Raw genomic sequence first — 15,516 nt, forward strand, 5'->3', positions numbered from 1 at the left:
ATCCCAATGATTAAAGTTTAAATAAAAATGGTGTTAATAACGGCAAAGCCACTACTAAACAATAACTGCTGAAAAAAGCTATGGGCTCTATCGCTAAAAATTTAAAGGCTAGCGCAAACAAAAAGGCCGTTAATACTATTTTCAATTTTTCGCCACTATAAAAGGCATCTAAGACCTTTTCGGACGATCTTGCTCCGGCATATTTAAATGCTTTATGAGCAAAGACAAAATTAGGGATTATACTGATTGCGCCACCACTTAATACCGAGTGTGCAAACGATAATCCCCAAATAAAATATGTTGCTACACTGCAAAGCAAAACAATGATTATCGAGACTAATATTTGCTTAAAAGCAAATTCTCTTCCTGGCCTAGCTAACTCATTGTGAATAAATAAACTCACCAGAAACTCCTACGACATTTTTCGTAATGCTTACAGTTTTTTAAAGATAATTTTCCATCTCTAAAAAGCCGTCGCAAGTATACTGAATTACAGCACTAATGCAACAAGAGAGGCCGCTCATTGGTAACATTTTCTGCAAAATTTGCCACTAAATGAATAAATTACGACTAAGGTATAATCCCAATACTACTAAGGTATAATCCGAGATTAAAACATTATTAATGAATTATAAAAGCAAAATGACAAACAGCAAATAAATAGCCATTTTCCAGTTGCTCAAAAATGGCTATTTAACGGTTTTTATTATTTGAATCTAGGTTAGTAAACCTTGTCGATTTTAGCGGCTTATTTTCAGGTCGCGCTAGAAAGAATTAAAGCGTGAGACAATACCATCAAGTTCTGATAGGTCACTGTAAGATATCACTAATTTTCCTTTGCCTTGTTTATTGTGATTTATTGCAACCTGCGAGCCCAATTTTTCAGATAAGTTTTGCTCTAATGCCTTAGTATTAGGATCTACCGACTTGGTGACTATTTCTTTCGCCGGTTGTTGTAATTTTTTAATTAATGCTTCTGTTTCGCGCACGTTTAACTCTTTTGCTACTACAATACGTGCCGTATTCGTTTGAATGTCATTATCTAACGCTAATAGTGCTCTGGCATGGCCCATCTCGATATCGCCATGCTCAAGCAAGGTTTTAACTTCACTGTTAAGATTATTTAAGCGTAATAAGTTACTTACCGCCGTTCTTGACTTGCCAACCGCATCGGCAACTTCTTGATGGGTCAATTCAAATTCAATCAGCAATCGTTCTAATGCGATAGCTTCTTCCATCGCATTTAAGTCTTCACGTTGAATATTTTCTATTAAAGCAATCGCCACTGCCGCTTCATCGGGCACATGTTTTATTAAACAAGGTACGGTATCTAATGCTGCTATTTGAGCGGCACGCCAACGACGTTCACCGGCTATAATTTCATAACTGTGCTCGCTGACTGGCCGGACAATAATAGGCTGAATAATGCCTTGCGATTTAATGGAGTTTGCCAAGTCATCTAAGGCTTCTGCGGACATATCTTTGCGCGGTTGATACTTGCCAGGATGCAATTGCTCTATTGGTAAATTATGTAATTCTGCATTTTTACTGGGCGTATCTGTTTTATCACCTAGATTACCGGTTAAATCTGCTGATGGTTTTGTTAATAAGGCATCAAGACCGCGACCTAGACCTCTGCGTTTAGTTTGACTCATAATATTCCTTATTATTCTTCTGTAGTGACTTGCGGTGTAGAGGTTTTTTTCGGTTCTGCACGACGTAGTATTTCACCCGCCAAGGCAAGATAAGCTTTTGCACCTGTAGATGATTTATCGTAGTACATCACTGGAGCACCAAAACTGGGTGCTTCTGCTAGGCGCACATTACGTGGAATAACAGTACGATAAACTTTATCACCGAAATGGCGCTTTAATTGCTCAGAAACATCATTCGCTAAACGGTTACGAGGGTCGTACATAGTACGTAAAATACCTTCAATATGGAGTTTACTATTAACCACAGACGTTAATTGTGAAATGGTATCCATTAAAGCGGTTAAACCTTCTAAAGCGTAATACTCACATTGCATCGGCACTAACACTGAGTCTGCAGCGGTCATGGCGTTAACCGTCAACATATTTAATGACGGTGGACAGTCAATAATAATATAATCGTAGTCTTGACTTACTTTTGATAAAGCATTTTTCAGACGATGCTCTCGAGAATAAACCTCCATCAATCTAATTTCAGCCGCAGTTACATCACTATTTGCGGCAATAAGATCATAAATACCCGCTGTATTTCTACAAACGACGTCTTCAAATGGACGCTCTTCGATCAGTAATTCGTAGCATGTTGCTGGAACTTCATATTTATCTATACCGCTACCCATAGTAGCGTTACCTTGGGGATCAAGATCGACCAGTAAAACTTTACGTTTAGTTGCCGCCAGTGAAGCAGCAAGATTGACCGAGGTTGTCGTTTTACCAACACCACCTTTTTGATTTGCAACCGCAATTATTTTTCCCACAGGATCCTCAATACTTTTCTGCTCAAGTTTATTATGAATTATGATTTAACTAATTCAATCAAATGGCGTTCGCCGTCTAATTGAGGAACGGCAATAGCATAACTATTAGCAACCGCTATATTACTTGGTAAAGCCGCTATTTCATCACTAGGATAAATACCTTTCAATGCTAAGAATCGCCCGTGATCAACACTGACTAAATGTTCACACCAAGTTACCATATCGTTTAATGATGAAAATGCTCGACTTAATACGCCATCAAAAGGTTGCTCTGGATGATATTGTTCAACACGTGATTTAACCGGTGTGACATTATTAAGCTTTAATTGGAAAACGACTTGCCTTAAAAAGGTAATTCTTTTGCCTAAACTGTCTAATAATACAAAATTACGCTCAGGATACAAGATAGCAAGCGGAATACCGGGTAAACCTGGTCCAGTGCCAACATCAATAAATGACTGACCTTTAAGGTGCGGACCCACCATTAAACTATCCATGATATGTTTTATCATCATATCTTTAGGATCGCGTACTGAGGTTAGATTGTAGGCTTTATTCCATTTGTTTAATAATTCAACGTACTGGATAAGTAAAGAAATTTGCTCTGTTGAAACCTCAAGTGAGGTTTCCTTGATCAGAGCAACAAGTTGGTCAGATAATGTCATAAGGTTGAATCTTTCGTTTATGCTGACTATTTAAGCACTTTTGCGTAATAAGCCATGTTTTTTCAGATAAACCAATAATAACGAAATTGCTGCTGGAGTAATACCAGAAATACGCGATGCTTTACCAATAGTTTCAGGGCGCGCGTCTGAAAGTTTAGCAACAACCTCATTTGACAAGCCTGATATTTGGCTAAAATCGTAATCTCTTGGGATTAACGTGTTTTCATGGCGTTTCTTTTTCGCTATTTCATCCAGTTGTCGGTCAATATAACCGGCATACTTTATTTGAATTTCAATTTGTTCTGCAGCTTGTTTGTCTGCGAGTTTAGGTCCTAAACCTTCAATAGCCACTAGATCGTCATAGCGAACTTCTGGACGTCGAAGCAGATCCTCTAAACTGTTCTCACGACTTAAAGGCGTCTTCAACAAGCTATTGACTTGATCAACAGCTTGATGATCCTTTTGTAACCAAGTTGAACGTAAACGTTGGCGTTCAAGCTCAACATTTTCCATTTTCTCATTAAATCGTTGCCAACGTTGATCGTCAACCAAACCTAAAGCACGACCTTTTTCTGTTAAGCGTATATCAGCGTTATCTTCGCGTAACAATAAGCGATACTCAGCTCGTGAGGTGAACATACGATAAGGTTCTTTGGTGCCTAAGGTGGCTAGGTCATCAATTAGCACGCCCATGTAAGCTTGATCTCGGGTTAATACGAGTTCTTCTTTGCCTTGCACTCTCGCCGCGGCATTAGTTGCTGCAACTAGCCCTTGAGCCCCGGCTTCTTCATAACCGGTAGTGCCATTAATTTGGCCAGCAAAATAAAGGTTTTCAACAAATTTACTTTCTAGCGTTTGCTTTAAATCGCGAGGATCGAAAAAATCATATTCGATCGCATAACCTGGTCGGGTGATATGGGCGTTTTCAAAACCTTTGATCGATCTAACAAGATCCATTTGCACATCAAATGGCAAGCTAGTAGAAATACCATTGGGATAAATTTCATGGGTGTTTAAGCCTTCAGGCTCGACAAATATTTGATGGCTGTCTTTATCAGCAAAACGGTGTATTTTGTCTTCAATTGATGGGCAATAACGCGGTCCAACGCCTTCAATAACACCGGTATACATGGGAGAGCGGTCTAAACCTGATCTAATAATATCATGGGTTTTTTGATTAGTATGGGTAATAAAACATGATACTTGTCTTGGATGATCCTCTCCTGAGCCCATGTAGGAAAATACCGGTCTAGGATCATCACCTGGTTGTTCTGCCATAACAGAAAAATCAAGAGTTCTGCCGTCTAAGCGTGGCGGTGTTCCGGTTTTTAAGCGATCAATTCTAAAGGGCATATCACGTAAACGATCCGCAAGGTTTACACTGGCGGGATCACCGGCTCTTCCGCCTTGGTAATTATTTAAACCAATATGGATCTGGCCTGCTAGAAAAGTACCTACGGTTAGCACAACGCTTTTAGCTTTAAATTTCAAACCCATTTGAGTAGAAACACCTACGATCTTATTATTTTCTAGAATAAGATCGTCACAGGGTTGTTGAAATATAGTTAAATTTTCTTGGTTTTCTAGATAGTTTCGGACAAAGTTTCGATATAAATTTCTATCAGCTTGTATCCGAGTAGCGCGAACAGCAGGGCCTTTGCTGGCATTTAAGGTTCTAAATTGTATTGCAGCATGGTCAGCTGCAGTTGCCATTATGCCACCGAGGGCGTCAATTTCTTTAACCAAATGACCTTTGCCAATGCCGCCTATCGCTGGGTTGCACGACATTTGACCAAGGGTGTCAATGTTGTGGGTTAACAATAATGTTTTACAGCCCATGCGAGCTGCTGCGAGTGACGCTTCTGTTCCAGCATGACCACCACCAACAACAATTACGTCATAAGACTCTTGATACCACATAAATTACTGACCTTAGTTTTTTGCTATTTATTTTTTAAGAGCGATATTTTAGCGCCTTTTTCGCTTCAGGGGAATGATCTAATTTAGGAAAAGATCTAAGCTTGATCCTTAAGTAATATATAAAGATCTCTTTAAAGATCTTATTATTATTACTTATTAAGGTCGCCATTTTCTGTTGATAAGTCATTTTTTTTCATATAAAACAATATATTAATACCCATGTATTCTTGTGATCAAGCTTTGATCAAGTCAGTTATAAGCTCTGATCAAAACAGCTACTTATCCACAGGGTGATTTAATTTCATTTCTATACACTGAATAATAATAGAAAATTAATAGCTTTTACCCAGAGTTATCCACAATGGTGTTTTTGTAGGGCTATAATTGTTAATAACTTATGGGTAAGTTGGTTATAAATGATCTTTGTTTTCAAATAACCAAGTTTGAGATCGTTCTTCTGGATCTATATCTTGACTCATATCTAATGTGATCAAAGGTAGTATTTCATTGCAACCTATTGATAATAGGAGTTTATTAATATTTTTTGCTGCGTAGCAAAAGGTATCATAATTTGAATCACCCAGACCGATCGTTAGAAATTTAACTGAGGATAGATCTTGATCGCTATTTTCAAGATCTGTCACGAATGCTTGAATATTATCGGGATAGTCGCCAGCACCATGTGTTGAGGTACAAATTAACCAAGTTTGTTTTTCGCTTAATATTTGCGCAAAATCTGGTTGAAAATGTAGTTCAACTTGATGACCGAGCGCAGTTAATGTTTCTTCACAGGCCTCTGCGACATATTCTGAGCCGCCTAACATACTACCAACGATGACTTGAAATGAGCTCATTTACTCTTCCTATTTAAGTATTTTATCTTGTTTTAGATTAAATTTTTTATATGTTTTTTATATTATAAAGTTACAAGTAACACATTATTACAATTGAAAAAACATTGAAATATCAAAATAGTTATTCTTAATTCAATACAAAATTTGCTTTGGAATTAAGATGAATAGACCTATTAGTTATTTAATTATTACCACAATCATACTCTCTATCTCATTTTTCAGTCATGCTTTCTCCTCAGAGAAGGCACTTGATATCATTAGTTATAACAAAGAATTGAAAACGGCTATCAGGTTATATCAAGTCAACGATTATCATGAAGCTTTACTTAAGCTTGAAATATTTGCTAAAAGAGGCGATAAAACAGCGCAGTATATTGTTGGTACTATGTATTTAAATGCACAAGGTACAAAGCAAGATTTAACTAAAAGTTACGGGTGGCTTACTGTTGCCAATGAACAAAAAACTCAAGCATGGGCATTGCCACTAAAAATGCTGGACGATAAACTAGCTGTTGAGCATTTAGAAATATTAGCGCTAGAGGGAGAAAAATATATAAAGTTATATGGTGCTAAAAGTCAGCGCTTAAAATGTAAAAATGTAAAAACTTTAGGCTCTAACCGACCCTCGCATAGGTGTAATAAAATTGAGATTGTTAATGGCTATTATTTTGTTGAAGATTTAGATGCAATGGCGATTGATTAACCTATAATAATTGATTATTTTTCATTAACTAAGGCTAAAGTTTATATTATCCACTGTGAGGTTTATCAAGTAAATTTGGCTATCTTTATTTGTCTTTATTTGGCCTTAAGGGTTACTATGATTTAAGCGCTTTGTCTGCTGGTTTATAGTCTGCCTATCTTAAACTCTATACGGGAATTAATGATAGACAGTTATATCGATATTATTACCGAGATCGTTATTTGATTTATAAAGTGCGATTTACTCTAATTATGCGTTTAGTACCCATCTTATTAAGCTGACAAATATTCATGATCTCTCTTGTTATTACTATAGGATCTCCCTGATAAAACTTAGCTCGTCTATCGGCTCCTTTTCCTTTCCTTGTAATAAAAAGTCTTTGATTTTTGCTCCATAAATGGGTGAATATAAAACTGATTTTAAAATATAGTGCTAAATTTATTTGCTTTAATTCTCTGTAATTTAGCACCATATTATTTTTTTATTTACCAATACAAAAGGATGAAAATATTTCACTTAATAAATCGTCATTGGTAAATTCACCGGTGATTTTATTGAGTTCTTGCTGACAAAAACGTAGTTCTTCAGCCAGAATTTCACCAGCTACATAGGATTCAAGTTGCTCTAAGCCAATAATTAAATGCTGGTGGGCTTGTTCAAGAGCGACCAAGTGACGTCGTCTGGCCATAAAACCTCCTTCGGTGCTACCTTGGTAACCCATGATATGTTTTAGGTGCTCAGTTAGCTCTGTAACGCCTGCACCTGTTTTAGCCGACAAGGTTATTGTCGGTGTGGCATTGAGTTCACTGTAACCGGTTTTTGCTTGGCTAATATCAGCTTTGTTTCTAATAATAGTTAAGCCGATATTAATGGGTAACTTTTCAAAAAACTCTGGCCAAGCTGCTTTTGGATCCTCGGTTTCATCCTGTGCTGAGTCAATCATTAGCAAGACACGGTCTGCTTGTTTGATCTCCTGCCAAGCCCTTTCTATACCTATTTTCTCTACCTCATCGACACTTTCTCTTAACCCTGCGGTATCAATAATATGCAGTGGCATGCCATCGATGTGGATTTGCTCAGATAATACATCACGCGTGGTGCCTTCAATGTCAGTGACTATTGCACTTTCTTTACCACTAAGGGCATTAAGTAAGCTTGACTTACCGGCGTTAGGTCGACCGGCAATAACCACCCGCATGCCTTCACGAATAATACTGCCTTGCTGGGCTTTATTCTTTACTTCTGCGACTTGGCTAATGATGGCCTTTAAGTCGTTTAGCACTTTCACGTCGGCAAGAAAATCTATTTCTTCTTCTGGAAAGTCGATCGCGGCTTCCACATACATGCGTAAATGTATAGTGTCGTTTACCATTTGATGGACAAGTTTAGAAAAATCGCCTTGTAACGAATGTAAAGCACAGCGGGCCGCTTGTTCTGAGCTTGAGTTAATTAAATCGGCTATAGCTTCTGCTTGGGTTAAATCAAGTTTATCATTAAGAAATGCCTGTTCACTAAACTCACCAGGGCCGGCCATGCGCACCTTAGGTAGCGTTAAAATCTCTTTGAGCAACATATCTAAAATAACCGGACCTCCGTGGCCCTGTAGTTCTAAAATATCTTCACCGGTAAAGGAGTTAGGGCCTTTAAAATAGAGTGCTATGCCTTGGTCTAGTGCTCGGCCTTTATGATCTTTAAAGGTTAAATATTCGGCTTTGCGCAATTCAGGCACTTTACCTAATATGGCTTGAGCGACATTTTTAACTTCAGGCCCTGAAACCCTGATGATACCAACACCACCTCTGCCTGGAGCTGTAGCTTGTGCTGCTATGGTTTCTTTTTGGCCTGATGTAAAAGCTAGGTCGGTCATGTTAGTTTCTCAGTTAACGGTTTAGGCTTTAATGGGCGATATTATAAAGCCTTAATTACCGGCTGCAAATGTACTCTGAGCTATTGTGTAATTTATTCTGCTTTGAATGGTATAAGCGCTTGATATGAGTCTTGGTTTTGGTGAATAGTCGCTAGTTAATGTTAGTTATCTTTGTCGTATCTTGTTTGCTACAGTCGGCATTAGTGTTTTCGGTGTTTATTTTTACAGGGAGGAAACAATGAGAGAAGAAGCAGGGATAACTAAGCTCACTATTTTAAGGTTAAATGTAAGGAAAACTAAAGTCATTTTGAGCGCTGTCATTCATTCATAGATACTTTAGTTTTTGATAAAAAGCTGAATATCACAAATCCCCTTGTATTTGGCTGTTTTACTTAGCTTTAAAGTAGATTAGATAATGAATGAAACTGCCTTAACTATATTCTCGTTGATTATTTTTTTGCAAAATATTCAAGCAAAGTTTAATAACCTCAAATTTAAGTTATAAAAAAAGGTAGCCTGAGCTACCTTTTTAGTTGATAAAAAATAACCTTATTTGGCTTTTTCTTTCTCTTTGGCCTTTTCGATGCCCGAGAATATTATCTTCATTTGTGCAATTGAAATAAGGTTACTGACCAACCAGTAAAGTACTAAGCCAGATGGGAACCAGAAAAAGAATACCGTAAACATCACTGGCATATATTGCATTATTTTTTGTTGCATAGGATCTTGCACTGTCATTGGCTGCATTTTTTGCATAATGAACATACTGACACCCATTAATACTGGCAAAATGTAAAACGGGTCTTGTGCTGATAGATCCTGTATCCACAACATAAAGGGTGCATGACGTAATTCAACACTTTCCAAAAATACCCAGTATAGTGCTAGGAAAATAGGCATTTGAATAATTAAGGGTAAACAACCACCAGCAGGATTTACTTTTTCTTTACGATAAAGTTCCATCATGGCTTGTGACATTTTTTGTTTATCATCACCTAAACGCTCTTTTAGCTGCGCCATTTTAGGTTGTAGTGCCCGCATCTTAGCCATTGAGGTATATTGCGCTTTCGTTAATGGATACATACCACCTTTAACGATAAGGGTAATGATAATAATCGCTACACCCCAGTTAGTTACAATAGATTGAATTTTGATAAGCAACCAGAATAATGGCTGGCTGATCATGAATAAAAATCCGTAATCAATTGTTAGATCAAGGTTTTGTTCAATACTTTCTAATACATCTTGGTCTTTTGGACCGACATAAAAAGTCGCTGATGTGGTTGCTGTGCTGTTAGGCTCAATCGTTATTGCCGGAGCTTTAAAGCCGATCACTGCGTCTTTGTTACTAGAGTATCTAGTATATAATTGATTATCTGAAGTTTTTTCTGGTACCCAAGATGATACAAAATAGTGTTGCAACATAGCAACCCAACCACCTTGAGTTGTAACACTCAGGTTGGCTTCAGCGATATCGTCAAAGTCATATTTTTCGTATATATCTTCAGTTGTTGAATAGGCCGCACCGACATAAGTCGGAATTAAACCGCTTGAGCTATCAATTAAAGTGGTTTGCTTTAGTTGTGCATACATTTGTACGCTTGCAGGGCTTGTCGCGTTATTGGCAATGATATATTCAACATTAATGGCATAGCTGTCGTAATTGAGCGTAAAACGCTTAGTAACAGACAAACCGGCGTCATCAAGATAATTTAAATCAATGACTAGCGGCTCACCAGCGTTTGCTTGATAAGAAGTCGCTGATGTTTGATAAATAGGTCGACCAGGAATAACACGGTCTAAACCTTGTGCGCCAGTTAAGCCACTTTGCGCTACATAGCGGTCACGGTCGTTGCGCAATATAGTAAAGGGTATGCCATTACCTTGTTCGGTATCGAACTTAAGTAATTTAGCTTCAACAATGTCGCCGCCGTTAGTATCAATTTTTAGTGATAAAACATCATTTTTTACTGTAATTAGTGTAGCACTAACTACTTTTGTTTCATTGCTGATAGACGTTGCTGTAGCTGATGACTCAGGAACAAATTCGCCGTTACTAGTACTTGGCGTTGTTTGTTGAGTTACTGCTGGTTGCTCAAGAATTGGAGCTTTGTCTGTTTGCCATTGGTTAAATAGCAAATAGGTAACAACCATAAGCGCAATAAAAAGAAAACTGCGTTGGGATTCCATAATGTCTTATTTCTCTTTTTTTGATAGTGGCACGGGATCAAGTCCTCCCGCATTGAGTGGGTGGCATCTTAGTATACGTTTGCCTGCTAACCAACAACCTTTTATCACACCAAAGCGATTAATTGCTTCTATCGCGTAAAAAGAGCATGTTGGATTAAATCTACAATGGGGTCCAAGCAATGGGCTAAGCCAGCGCTGGTAGGCTTTTACTAGTGTAATAGCTACTTTTTGTGGCGTTGAATTATTTTTCGCCATATTTTTTCCAATTGCTGATTAATTTCTTTATTTTCGAGCTTGTCAGTGCCAGATTTTACCATAACGACTATATCAACAAAGGGAAGGTTATGTTGATTTAAACGGAAGCTCTCGCGAATTTGTCGTTTGATACGATTTCGTTGAACAGCTAGTTTCACCCGCTTTTTAGCAATGGCTAGACCGAGACGGTTATTATTATCAGAATTTGGAGTGACGAGTATGGTGATGTGGCTAGAGCCAAAACGAAGAGGTTTTGCGAATACAGCTTGAAAATGACCGGGAGTCAACAAACGTGACTCCCGATTAAATTCATAAGTAACCATAGCGGTCACTGTTCTTTTAACTTAAGTTTCAAGTTAGAAGATTAAGCACTAAGGCTTTTACGGCCTTTAGCACGACGACGTGAAATTACAGCACGTCCGTTTTTCGTAGCCATACGAGCACGGAAGCCATGGTTGCGCTTACGTTTTAATACACTAGGTTGAAATGTTCTTTTCATTACGCTAATCCGTCTGTTGTTGTTGCCCTGGCAAAACAGCCTTCATGAGCACACTGGGTCTAAAAATGAAGCGAAATTCTATATAGAGAACTATACTTTGTCAATGCTTATTCACTAGCTATTTTCAAATGATCGTCTATGGATCGTCTGGATCACAAATATATCCACAGTTTTATCACAATTTAGCTTTTTCGCAGCAAGTAACTCGGCCATATTCAGTAATAATTAAATAGTATATTGAAATATTTTTTAACACTAATTTGCGATTAAAAATAGGCAGGGAGCCTAATTTAACTGAGTTTACTAAAAATAACTGAAAATAAAAGCCATTTATTGAAAAGTCAATATTGATGTTGTGGATAACTATAGAGATAATAGGCTAATAATAAAAATTAATTTTTTTTACTTTTCTGTATTTTTATCGGCCATTTTATTGGTTATTAAACGCAGTGCGAATAGTATTTATCAGGAGTCGGTTGTTGGATCATACACTTTGGCAAAAATGTTTGTCTGTTCTTCAAGAAGAATTGCCCGCACAACAATTTAGTATGTGGATACGTCCACTACAGTGCGTGATCACAGACAATATTATGACGTTATATGCGCCAAATCGATTTGTTTTGGACTGGGTTAGAGACAAGTATGTTAATCGCATTAATGAACTTGTGGGGATGCAAGACAGTGCAAACCCACCATTATTGCGCTTTGATGTGGGTAGTATCCCAGCACAAAAGACTAATATTCCAAATAGTATTAACCAATTGCAACCCAATATTAGAACGCCAAATCGAGATACTCCACCACCAGAAAGTAATTTACCAAAAACAACCAATATCAGGGTTAAATACACCTTTGATAATTTTGTTGAAGGTAAGTCAAATCAATTGGCCCGCGCTGCGGCGTCACAAGTGGCTGATAATCCAGGCGCGGCTTACAATCCTTTATTTATTTATGGTGGTACTGGCCTAGGTAAAACACATTTATTACATGCAGTCGGTAATGGTATTTTACTTAATAAACCCAATGCAAAAATTGCCTACATGCATTCAGAGCGGTTTGTGCAAGATATGGTGCGAGCGTTACAAAACAACGCGATGGAAAAATTTAAACAATATTACCGTTCAGTTGATGCCTTGCTTATTGATGACATTCAATTTTTTGCCGGTAAAGATCGTACGCAAGAAGAGTTTTTTCATACTTTTAATGCCTTACTTGAAGGCAATCAACAAATCATTTTGACCAGTGATCGCTATCCAAAAGAAGTGGATGTTGAAGATCGTTTAAAATCACGCTTTGGTTGGGGATTAACCATCGCCATTGAACCACCAGAATTAGAAACTCGTGTCGCCATATTAAAACGCAAAGCACAAGAAAGTCATATCAATTTAGCTGACGAAGTTGCTTTCTTTATTGCTAAACGCTTGCGCTCAAATGTTCGTGAATTAGAAGGCGCTTTGAATAGGGTAATAGCAAACGCTAACTTTACGGGGCGAGCCATCACGATTGATTTTGTTAGAGAAGCTTTACGCGACTTATTAGCTTTACAAGACAAGCTGGTCACTATTGATAATATTCAGCGCACGGTTGCAGAATATTATAAGATTAAGGTGGCAGATTTACTGTCTAAACGCAGAAATCGCTCAGTAGCTAGACCGCGTCAAATTGCCATGGCATTATCTAAAGAGTTAACTAACCATAGTTTACCTGAAATTGGTGATGCCTTCGGTGGTCGTGACCATACGACTGTATTACATGCCTGTCGTAAGGTAAAATCTTTACGTGAAGAGTCTCACGATATTAAAGAAGACTATTCAAATTTAACCAGAACATTGTCATCATAATAATAAGTAAGTTACAAGTGAGTCAGAAATGAAATTTTCATTGAGTAGGGAATTACTGCTGAAACCTTTGTTATTGGTTTCTGGTGCTGTAGAGCGAAAAAGTACACTACCTATTTTAGGTAATATACTTTTTAATGTAAGTGGGCATTCACTTACATTAACAGCTACTGATTTAGAGCTGGAGATGGTTGCTTATGCCAGTGTAGATAATCACGCAGAGGATGGAAAAGTCACCATTCCTGCTCGTAAGTTACTTGATATTTGTAAAAGCTTACCCGATGATTCTATGCTGACCTTTGAATCTGATAACGATGTGATAAAAATTAGCACAGGTCGTAGTAAGTATTCACTTTCAACCTTACCAGCCACTGATTTTCCTAATATTGAACAATGGCAAGGTGACGTAGAATTTAGTTTATTAAAGTCTGAATTATTACGCTTAATTGAAAGCACCCATTTTTCAATGGCAAACCAAGACGTGCGCTATTATCTCAATGGTATGTCGATAGAAACAGAAGGTCACGAAATACGCTCTGTTGCTACCGACGGACACCGTTTAGCTATCTGCAAAATATCTAATCAAGCGCTTGAACTCCCTGCTCGACAAGTGATTGTGCCGCGCAAAGGTATTTTAGAGATTATTCGTTTACTCGACCCAGTTGATGAAGGTGTGCAGGTTTTTCTAGGCTCTAATCACATACGTATTATTGATAGCGAATTTTCATTTACCAGTAAATTGGTTGATGGCCGTTTTCCTGATTACCGTCGGGTATTACCACGTAACGGCGATAAAATTCTTAATGCCAACAAAGACGTACTTAGACAGGTATTGTCTCGTGCTTCGATTTTATCTAACGAAAAATTCAAAGGCGTTCGTCTTAACTTTGGCCGCACCGAGTTAAAGATAACCGCAAACAACCCTGAGCAAGAACAAGCTGAAGAGGTGATTGAAATTGACTTTCCTTATGATGAAGTTGAAATCGGTTTTAATGTTAGCTATGTTTTAGACGTACTCAATGCTATTAAAGAAAATGATGTTAAATTTACCTTAGCTGATGCTAACAGTAGTGTGGTTATTGAAGGTGGAGAATCTGGAGAAGCTTTGTATGTTGTTATGCCAATGCGTTTATAACAACGACCTATTATAATGAGTATTGGTAAATTAATTATTCAAGATTTACGAAATATTGAAAGTGTATCGGTTGAATTACATCCAGATCTCAATTTTATTATTGGTGATAATGGTAGCGGTAAAAGTAGTGTATTAGAGGCTATTTTTTATTTGGGGCACGGTAAGTCATTTCGTAGCTCAAAAGTGGAAAACTTACTTCAGCATACTAAGCCTAGTTTTACCGTCAGCGCTAAAACTCATAAAGATTGCCAGATGGGTGTACGAAAACTCTTTAATGGACAAAGTACAGCGAATACTGAAATACGTATAAATGGTCAAAAAGAAACAAAGTTCTCTGTGCTGGCAAAAAATATCGCTGTGCAAGTGATCACGCCAGAAAGTTTTAAAATATTTTTTGGTGGCCCAAAGCAGCGAAGAAGGTTTGTTGATTTAGGATTGTTTCACGTGAAACATTCATTTTCAGATCATTGGAGAGAATTTTCACGAATCCTTAAACAGCGTAATGCCTGTTTACGCAGTAAAACTTCGGGTAGCACGTTAAGCTATTGGACCGATGTCTTTATTGATAGCTCGCAAATAATAGCTAATTTACGAGCCAGTTATGTTGAAGAGCTGACTAAAGAATTAAGTTATTGGTTGAAAATAATGTTACCTTCAGTGTCAGACGATATTGTTATTCAATATTTACAAGGCTGGAATAGTAAGAAAAATTTGTACGATGTTTTACAACAATATAAAGAAAAAGAATTAGCTTATGGTTATAGCTTATTTGGCGCACAAAAATTTGATGTCCGTTTTTTATTAAGAGGTGCATCAGTCGATAACCAATTGTCACGTGGACAACAGAAGTTGTTTTTACTGGCGTTAACTTTTGCTCAAGCAAAACTAATCGAAAGAGTTAATCTAGTAAAACCAATTTTATTAATTGATGATGTAGGTGCAGAATTAGACATTCACTCTAGAGCGTTATTAAATAATGCAATAGCAGGAATTGAATGTCAGGTAATTGTAACCGCAATAGATAAAACAGCAGTGGAACAACTTGTTCCACAGAAAGAAAACTATAAAATGTTTCACGTGAAACATGGCAAACTATCAGTAATGAGTGAGTAGGCTACAA

Annotated in this window: 15 protein-coding genes; 4 read left to right on the forward strand and 11 right to left on the reverse strand. The window is 37.5% G+C overall.

Translation table 11 applies throughout. The features are described from left to right. Nucleotides 1–10: 10 nt before the first annotated feature. The 6 genes from H4J65_RS01470 to mioC all read right to left on the reverse strand — a co-directional run bounded on the left by H4J65_RS01470 (nucleotide 11) and on the right by mioC (nucleotide 5,909). Complete coding sequence (locus H4J65_RS01470) at nucleotides 11–403, reverse strand: ATP synthase subunit I (RefSeq protein WP_310649896.1); 393 nt, start codon at nucleotides 401–403, stop codon at nucleotides 11–13. Between the two features lie 361 nt (nucleotides 404–764). Further along, on the reverse strand, nucleotides 765–1,655 hold the full coding sequence (locus H4J65_RS01475) for a ParB/RepB/Spo0J family partition protein (protein WP_182186631.1): 891 nt from the start codon (nucleotides 1,653–1,655) through the stop codon (nucleotides 765–767). A gap of 11 nt (nucleotides 1,656–1,666) precedes the next feature. After that, nucleotides 1,667–2,470 carry a ParA family protein gene (locus H4J65_RS01480; protein ID WP_182136217.1) on the reverse strand — a complete coding sequence of 268 codons (804 nt, stop codon included), beginning with the start codon at nucleotides 2,468–2,470 and terminating at the stop codon, nucleotides 1,667–1,669. A gap of 38 nt (nucleotides 2,471–2,508) precedes the next feature. Then, the gene (gene rsmG, locus H4J65_RS01485; protein WP_182186633.1) at nucleotides 2,509–3,135 is read right to left on the reverse strand and encodes a 16S rRNA (guanine(527)-N(7))-methyltransferase RsmG; all 627 of its coding nucleotides are present in this window, start codon (nucleotides 3,133–3,135) and stop codon (nucleotides 2,509–2,511) included. Between the two features lie 30 nt (nucleotides 3,136–3,165). Continuing rightward, complete coding sequence (mnmG, locus tag H4J65_RS01490; RefSeq protein WP_182194584.1) at nucleotides 3,166–5,055, reverse strand: tRNA uridine-5-carboxymethylaminomethyl(34) synthesis enzyme MnmG; 1,890 nt, start codon at nucleotides 5,053–5,055, stop codon at nucleotides 3,166–3,168. A 410-nt stretch (nucleotides 5,056–5,465) separates the two neighbouring features. Further along, entirely contained in the window at nucleotides 5,466–5,909 is a 444-nt protein-coding gene (mioC, locus tag H4J65_RS01495; protein ID WP_182186635.1) for an FMN-binding protein MioC, read from the reverse strand. A 160-nt stretch (nucleotides 5,910–6,069) separates the two neighbouring features. Here mioC and H4J65_RS01500 point away from each other — a divergent pair, with 160 nt between their 5' ends. Then, nucleotides 6,070–6,612: a sel1 repeat family protein gene (locus H4J65_RS01500; RefSeq protein WP_182194589.1), complete on the forward strand. Its 543-nt coding sequence runs from the start codon at nucleotides 6,070–6,072 to the stop codon at nucleotides 6,610–6,612. Nucleotides 6,613–7,093: 481 nt separating this feature from the next. Here the strand turns inward: H4J65_RS01500 and mnmE are convergent, their stop codons facing one another. From mnmE to rpmH, 5 genes are all read right to left on the reverse strand, one after another. Continuing rightward, nucleotides 7,094–8,479, reverse strand: a complete 1,386-nt coding sequence (gene mnmE, locus H4J65_RS01505) for a tRNA uridine-5-carboxymethylaminomethyl(34) synthesis GTPase MnmE (RefSeq protein WP_182186641.1) — start codon at nucleotides 8,477–8,479, stop codon at nucleotides 7,094–7,096. 549 nt (nucleotides 8,480–9,028) lie between these two features. Then, nucleotides 9,029–10,669, reverse strand: coding sequence for a membrane protein insertase YidC (yidC, locus tag H4J65_RS01510; protein ID WP_182186643.1), 1,641 nt, complete (start codon nucleotides 10,667–10,669; stop codon nucleotides 9,029–9,031). Nucleotides 10,670–10,675: 6 nt separating this feature from the next. Further along, nucleotides 10,676–10,924: a membrane protein insertion efficiency factor YidD gene (yidD, locus tag H4J65_RS01515; protein ID WP_182186645.1), complete on the reverse strand. Its 249-nt coding sequence runs from the start codon at nucleotides 10,922–10,924 to the stop codon at nucleotides 10,676–10,678. Further along, nucleotides 10,891–11,214 carry a ribonuclease P protein component gene (rnpA, locus tag H4J65_RS01520; protein WP_404842458.1) on the reverse strand — a complete coding sequence of 108 codons (324 nt, stop codon included), beginning with the start codon at nucleotides 11,212–11,214 and terminating at the stop codon, nucleotides 10,891–10,893. Before rnpA ends, yidD begins: the two co-directional genes overlap by 34 nt. Nucleotides 11,215–11,288: 74 nt before the next feature. Continuing rightward, entirely contained in the window at nucleotides 11,289–11,423 is a 135-nt protein-coding gene (gene rpmH / locus H4J65_RS01525; protein ID WP_070375296.1) for a 50S ribosomal protein L34, read from the reverse strand. Between the two features lie 479 nt (nucleotides 11,424–11,902). On the opposite strand from rpmH, the gene dnaA reads away from it, so the two are divergent. The 3 genes from dnaA to recF are packed head-to-tail and all read left to right on the forward strand — an operon-like array spanning nucleotide 11,903 to nucleotide 15,509. Next, complete coding sequence (gene dnaA, locus H4J65_RS01530) at nucleotides 11,903–13,264, forward strand: chromosomal replication initiator protein DnaA (RefSeq protein ID WP_182136208.1); 1,362 nt, start codon at nucleotides 11,903–11,905, stop codon at nucleotides 13,262–13,264. A gap of 28 nt (nucleotides 13,265–13,292) precedes the next feature. Next, entirely contained in the window at nucleotides 13,293–14,396 is a 1,104-nt protein-coding gene (gene dnaN, locus H4J65_RS01535) for a DNA polymerase III subunit beta (RefSeq protein ID WP_182194593.1), read from the forward strand. A gap of 15 nt (nucleotides 14,397–14,411) precedes the next feature. Continuing rightward, a complete protein-coding gene (recF, locus tag H4J65_RS01540) occupies nucleotides 14,412–15,509 on the forward strand; it encodes a DNA replication/repair protein RecF (RefSeq protein ID WP_182136206.1) in 1,098 nt (365 codons plus the stop codon). Nucleotides 15,510–15,516 lie beyond the last annotated feature (7 nt).

Origin of the sequence: Colwellia sp. MB02u-9 (genome assembly GCF_014077085.1) — a bacterium.
In the GTDB taxonomy this organism is placed as follows: Bacteria; Pseudomonadota; Gammaproteobacteria; order Enterobacterales; family Alteromonadaceae; genus Cognaticolwellia.

Bases quoted from the DNA above. Each gene is read 5' to 3' on its own strand.
- mnmE (WP_182186641.1), bottom strand. From the start codon at position 8,479: ATGACCGACCTAGCTTTTACATCAGGCCAAAAAGAAACCATAGCAGCA.
- mnmG (WP_182194584.1), bottom strand. From the start codon at position 5,055: ATGTGGTATCAAGAGTCTTATGACGTAATTGTTGTTGGTGGTGGTCAT.
- rsmG (WP_182186633.1), bottom strand. From the start codon at position 3,135: ATGACATTATCTGACCAACTTGTTGCTCTGATCAAGGAAACCTCACTT.
- H4J65_RS01475 (WP_182186631.1), bottom strand. From the start codon at position 1,655: ATGAGTCAAACTAAACGCAGAGGTCTAGGTCGCGGTCTTGATGCCTTA.
- recF (WP_182136206.1), top strand. From the start codon at position 14,412: ATGAGTATTGGTAAATTAATTATTCAAGATTTACGAAATATTGAAAGT.
- dnaN (WP_182194593.1), top strand. From the start codon at position 13,293: ATGAAATTTTCATTGAGTAGGGAATTACTGCTGAAACCTTTGTTATTG.
- yidC (WP_182186643.1), bottom strand. From the start codon at position 10,669: ATGGAATCCCAACGCAGTTTTCTTTTTATTGCGCTTATGGTTGTTACC.
- rpmH (WP_070375296.1), bottom strand. From the start codon at position 11,423: ATGAAAAGAACATTTCAACCTAGTGTATTAAAACGTAAGCGCAACCAT.
- mioC (WP_182186635.1), bottom strand. From the start codon at position 5,909: ATGAGCTCATTTCAAGTCATCGTTGGTAGTATGTTAGGCGGCTCAGAA.
- yidD (WP_182186645.1), bottom strand. From the start codon at position 10,924: ATGGCGAAAAATAATTCAACGCCACAAAAAGTAGCTATTACACTAGTA.
- H4J65_RS01500 (WP_182194589.1), top strand. From the start codon at position 6,070: ATGAATAGACCTATTAGTTATTTAATTATTACCACAATCATACTCTCT.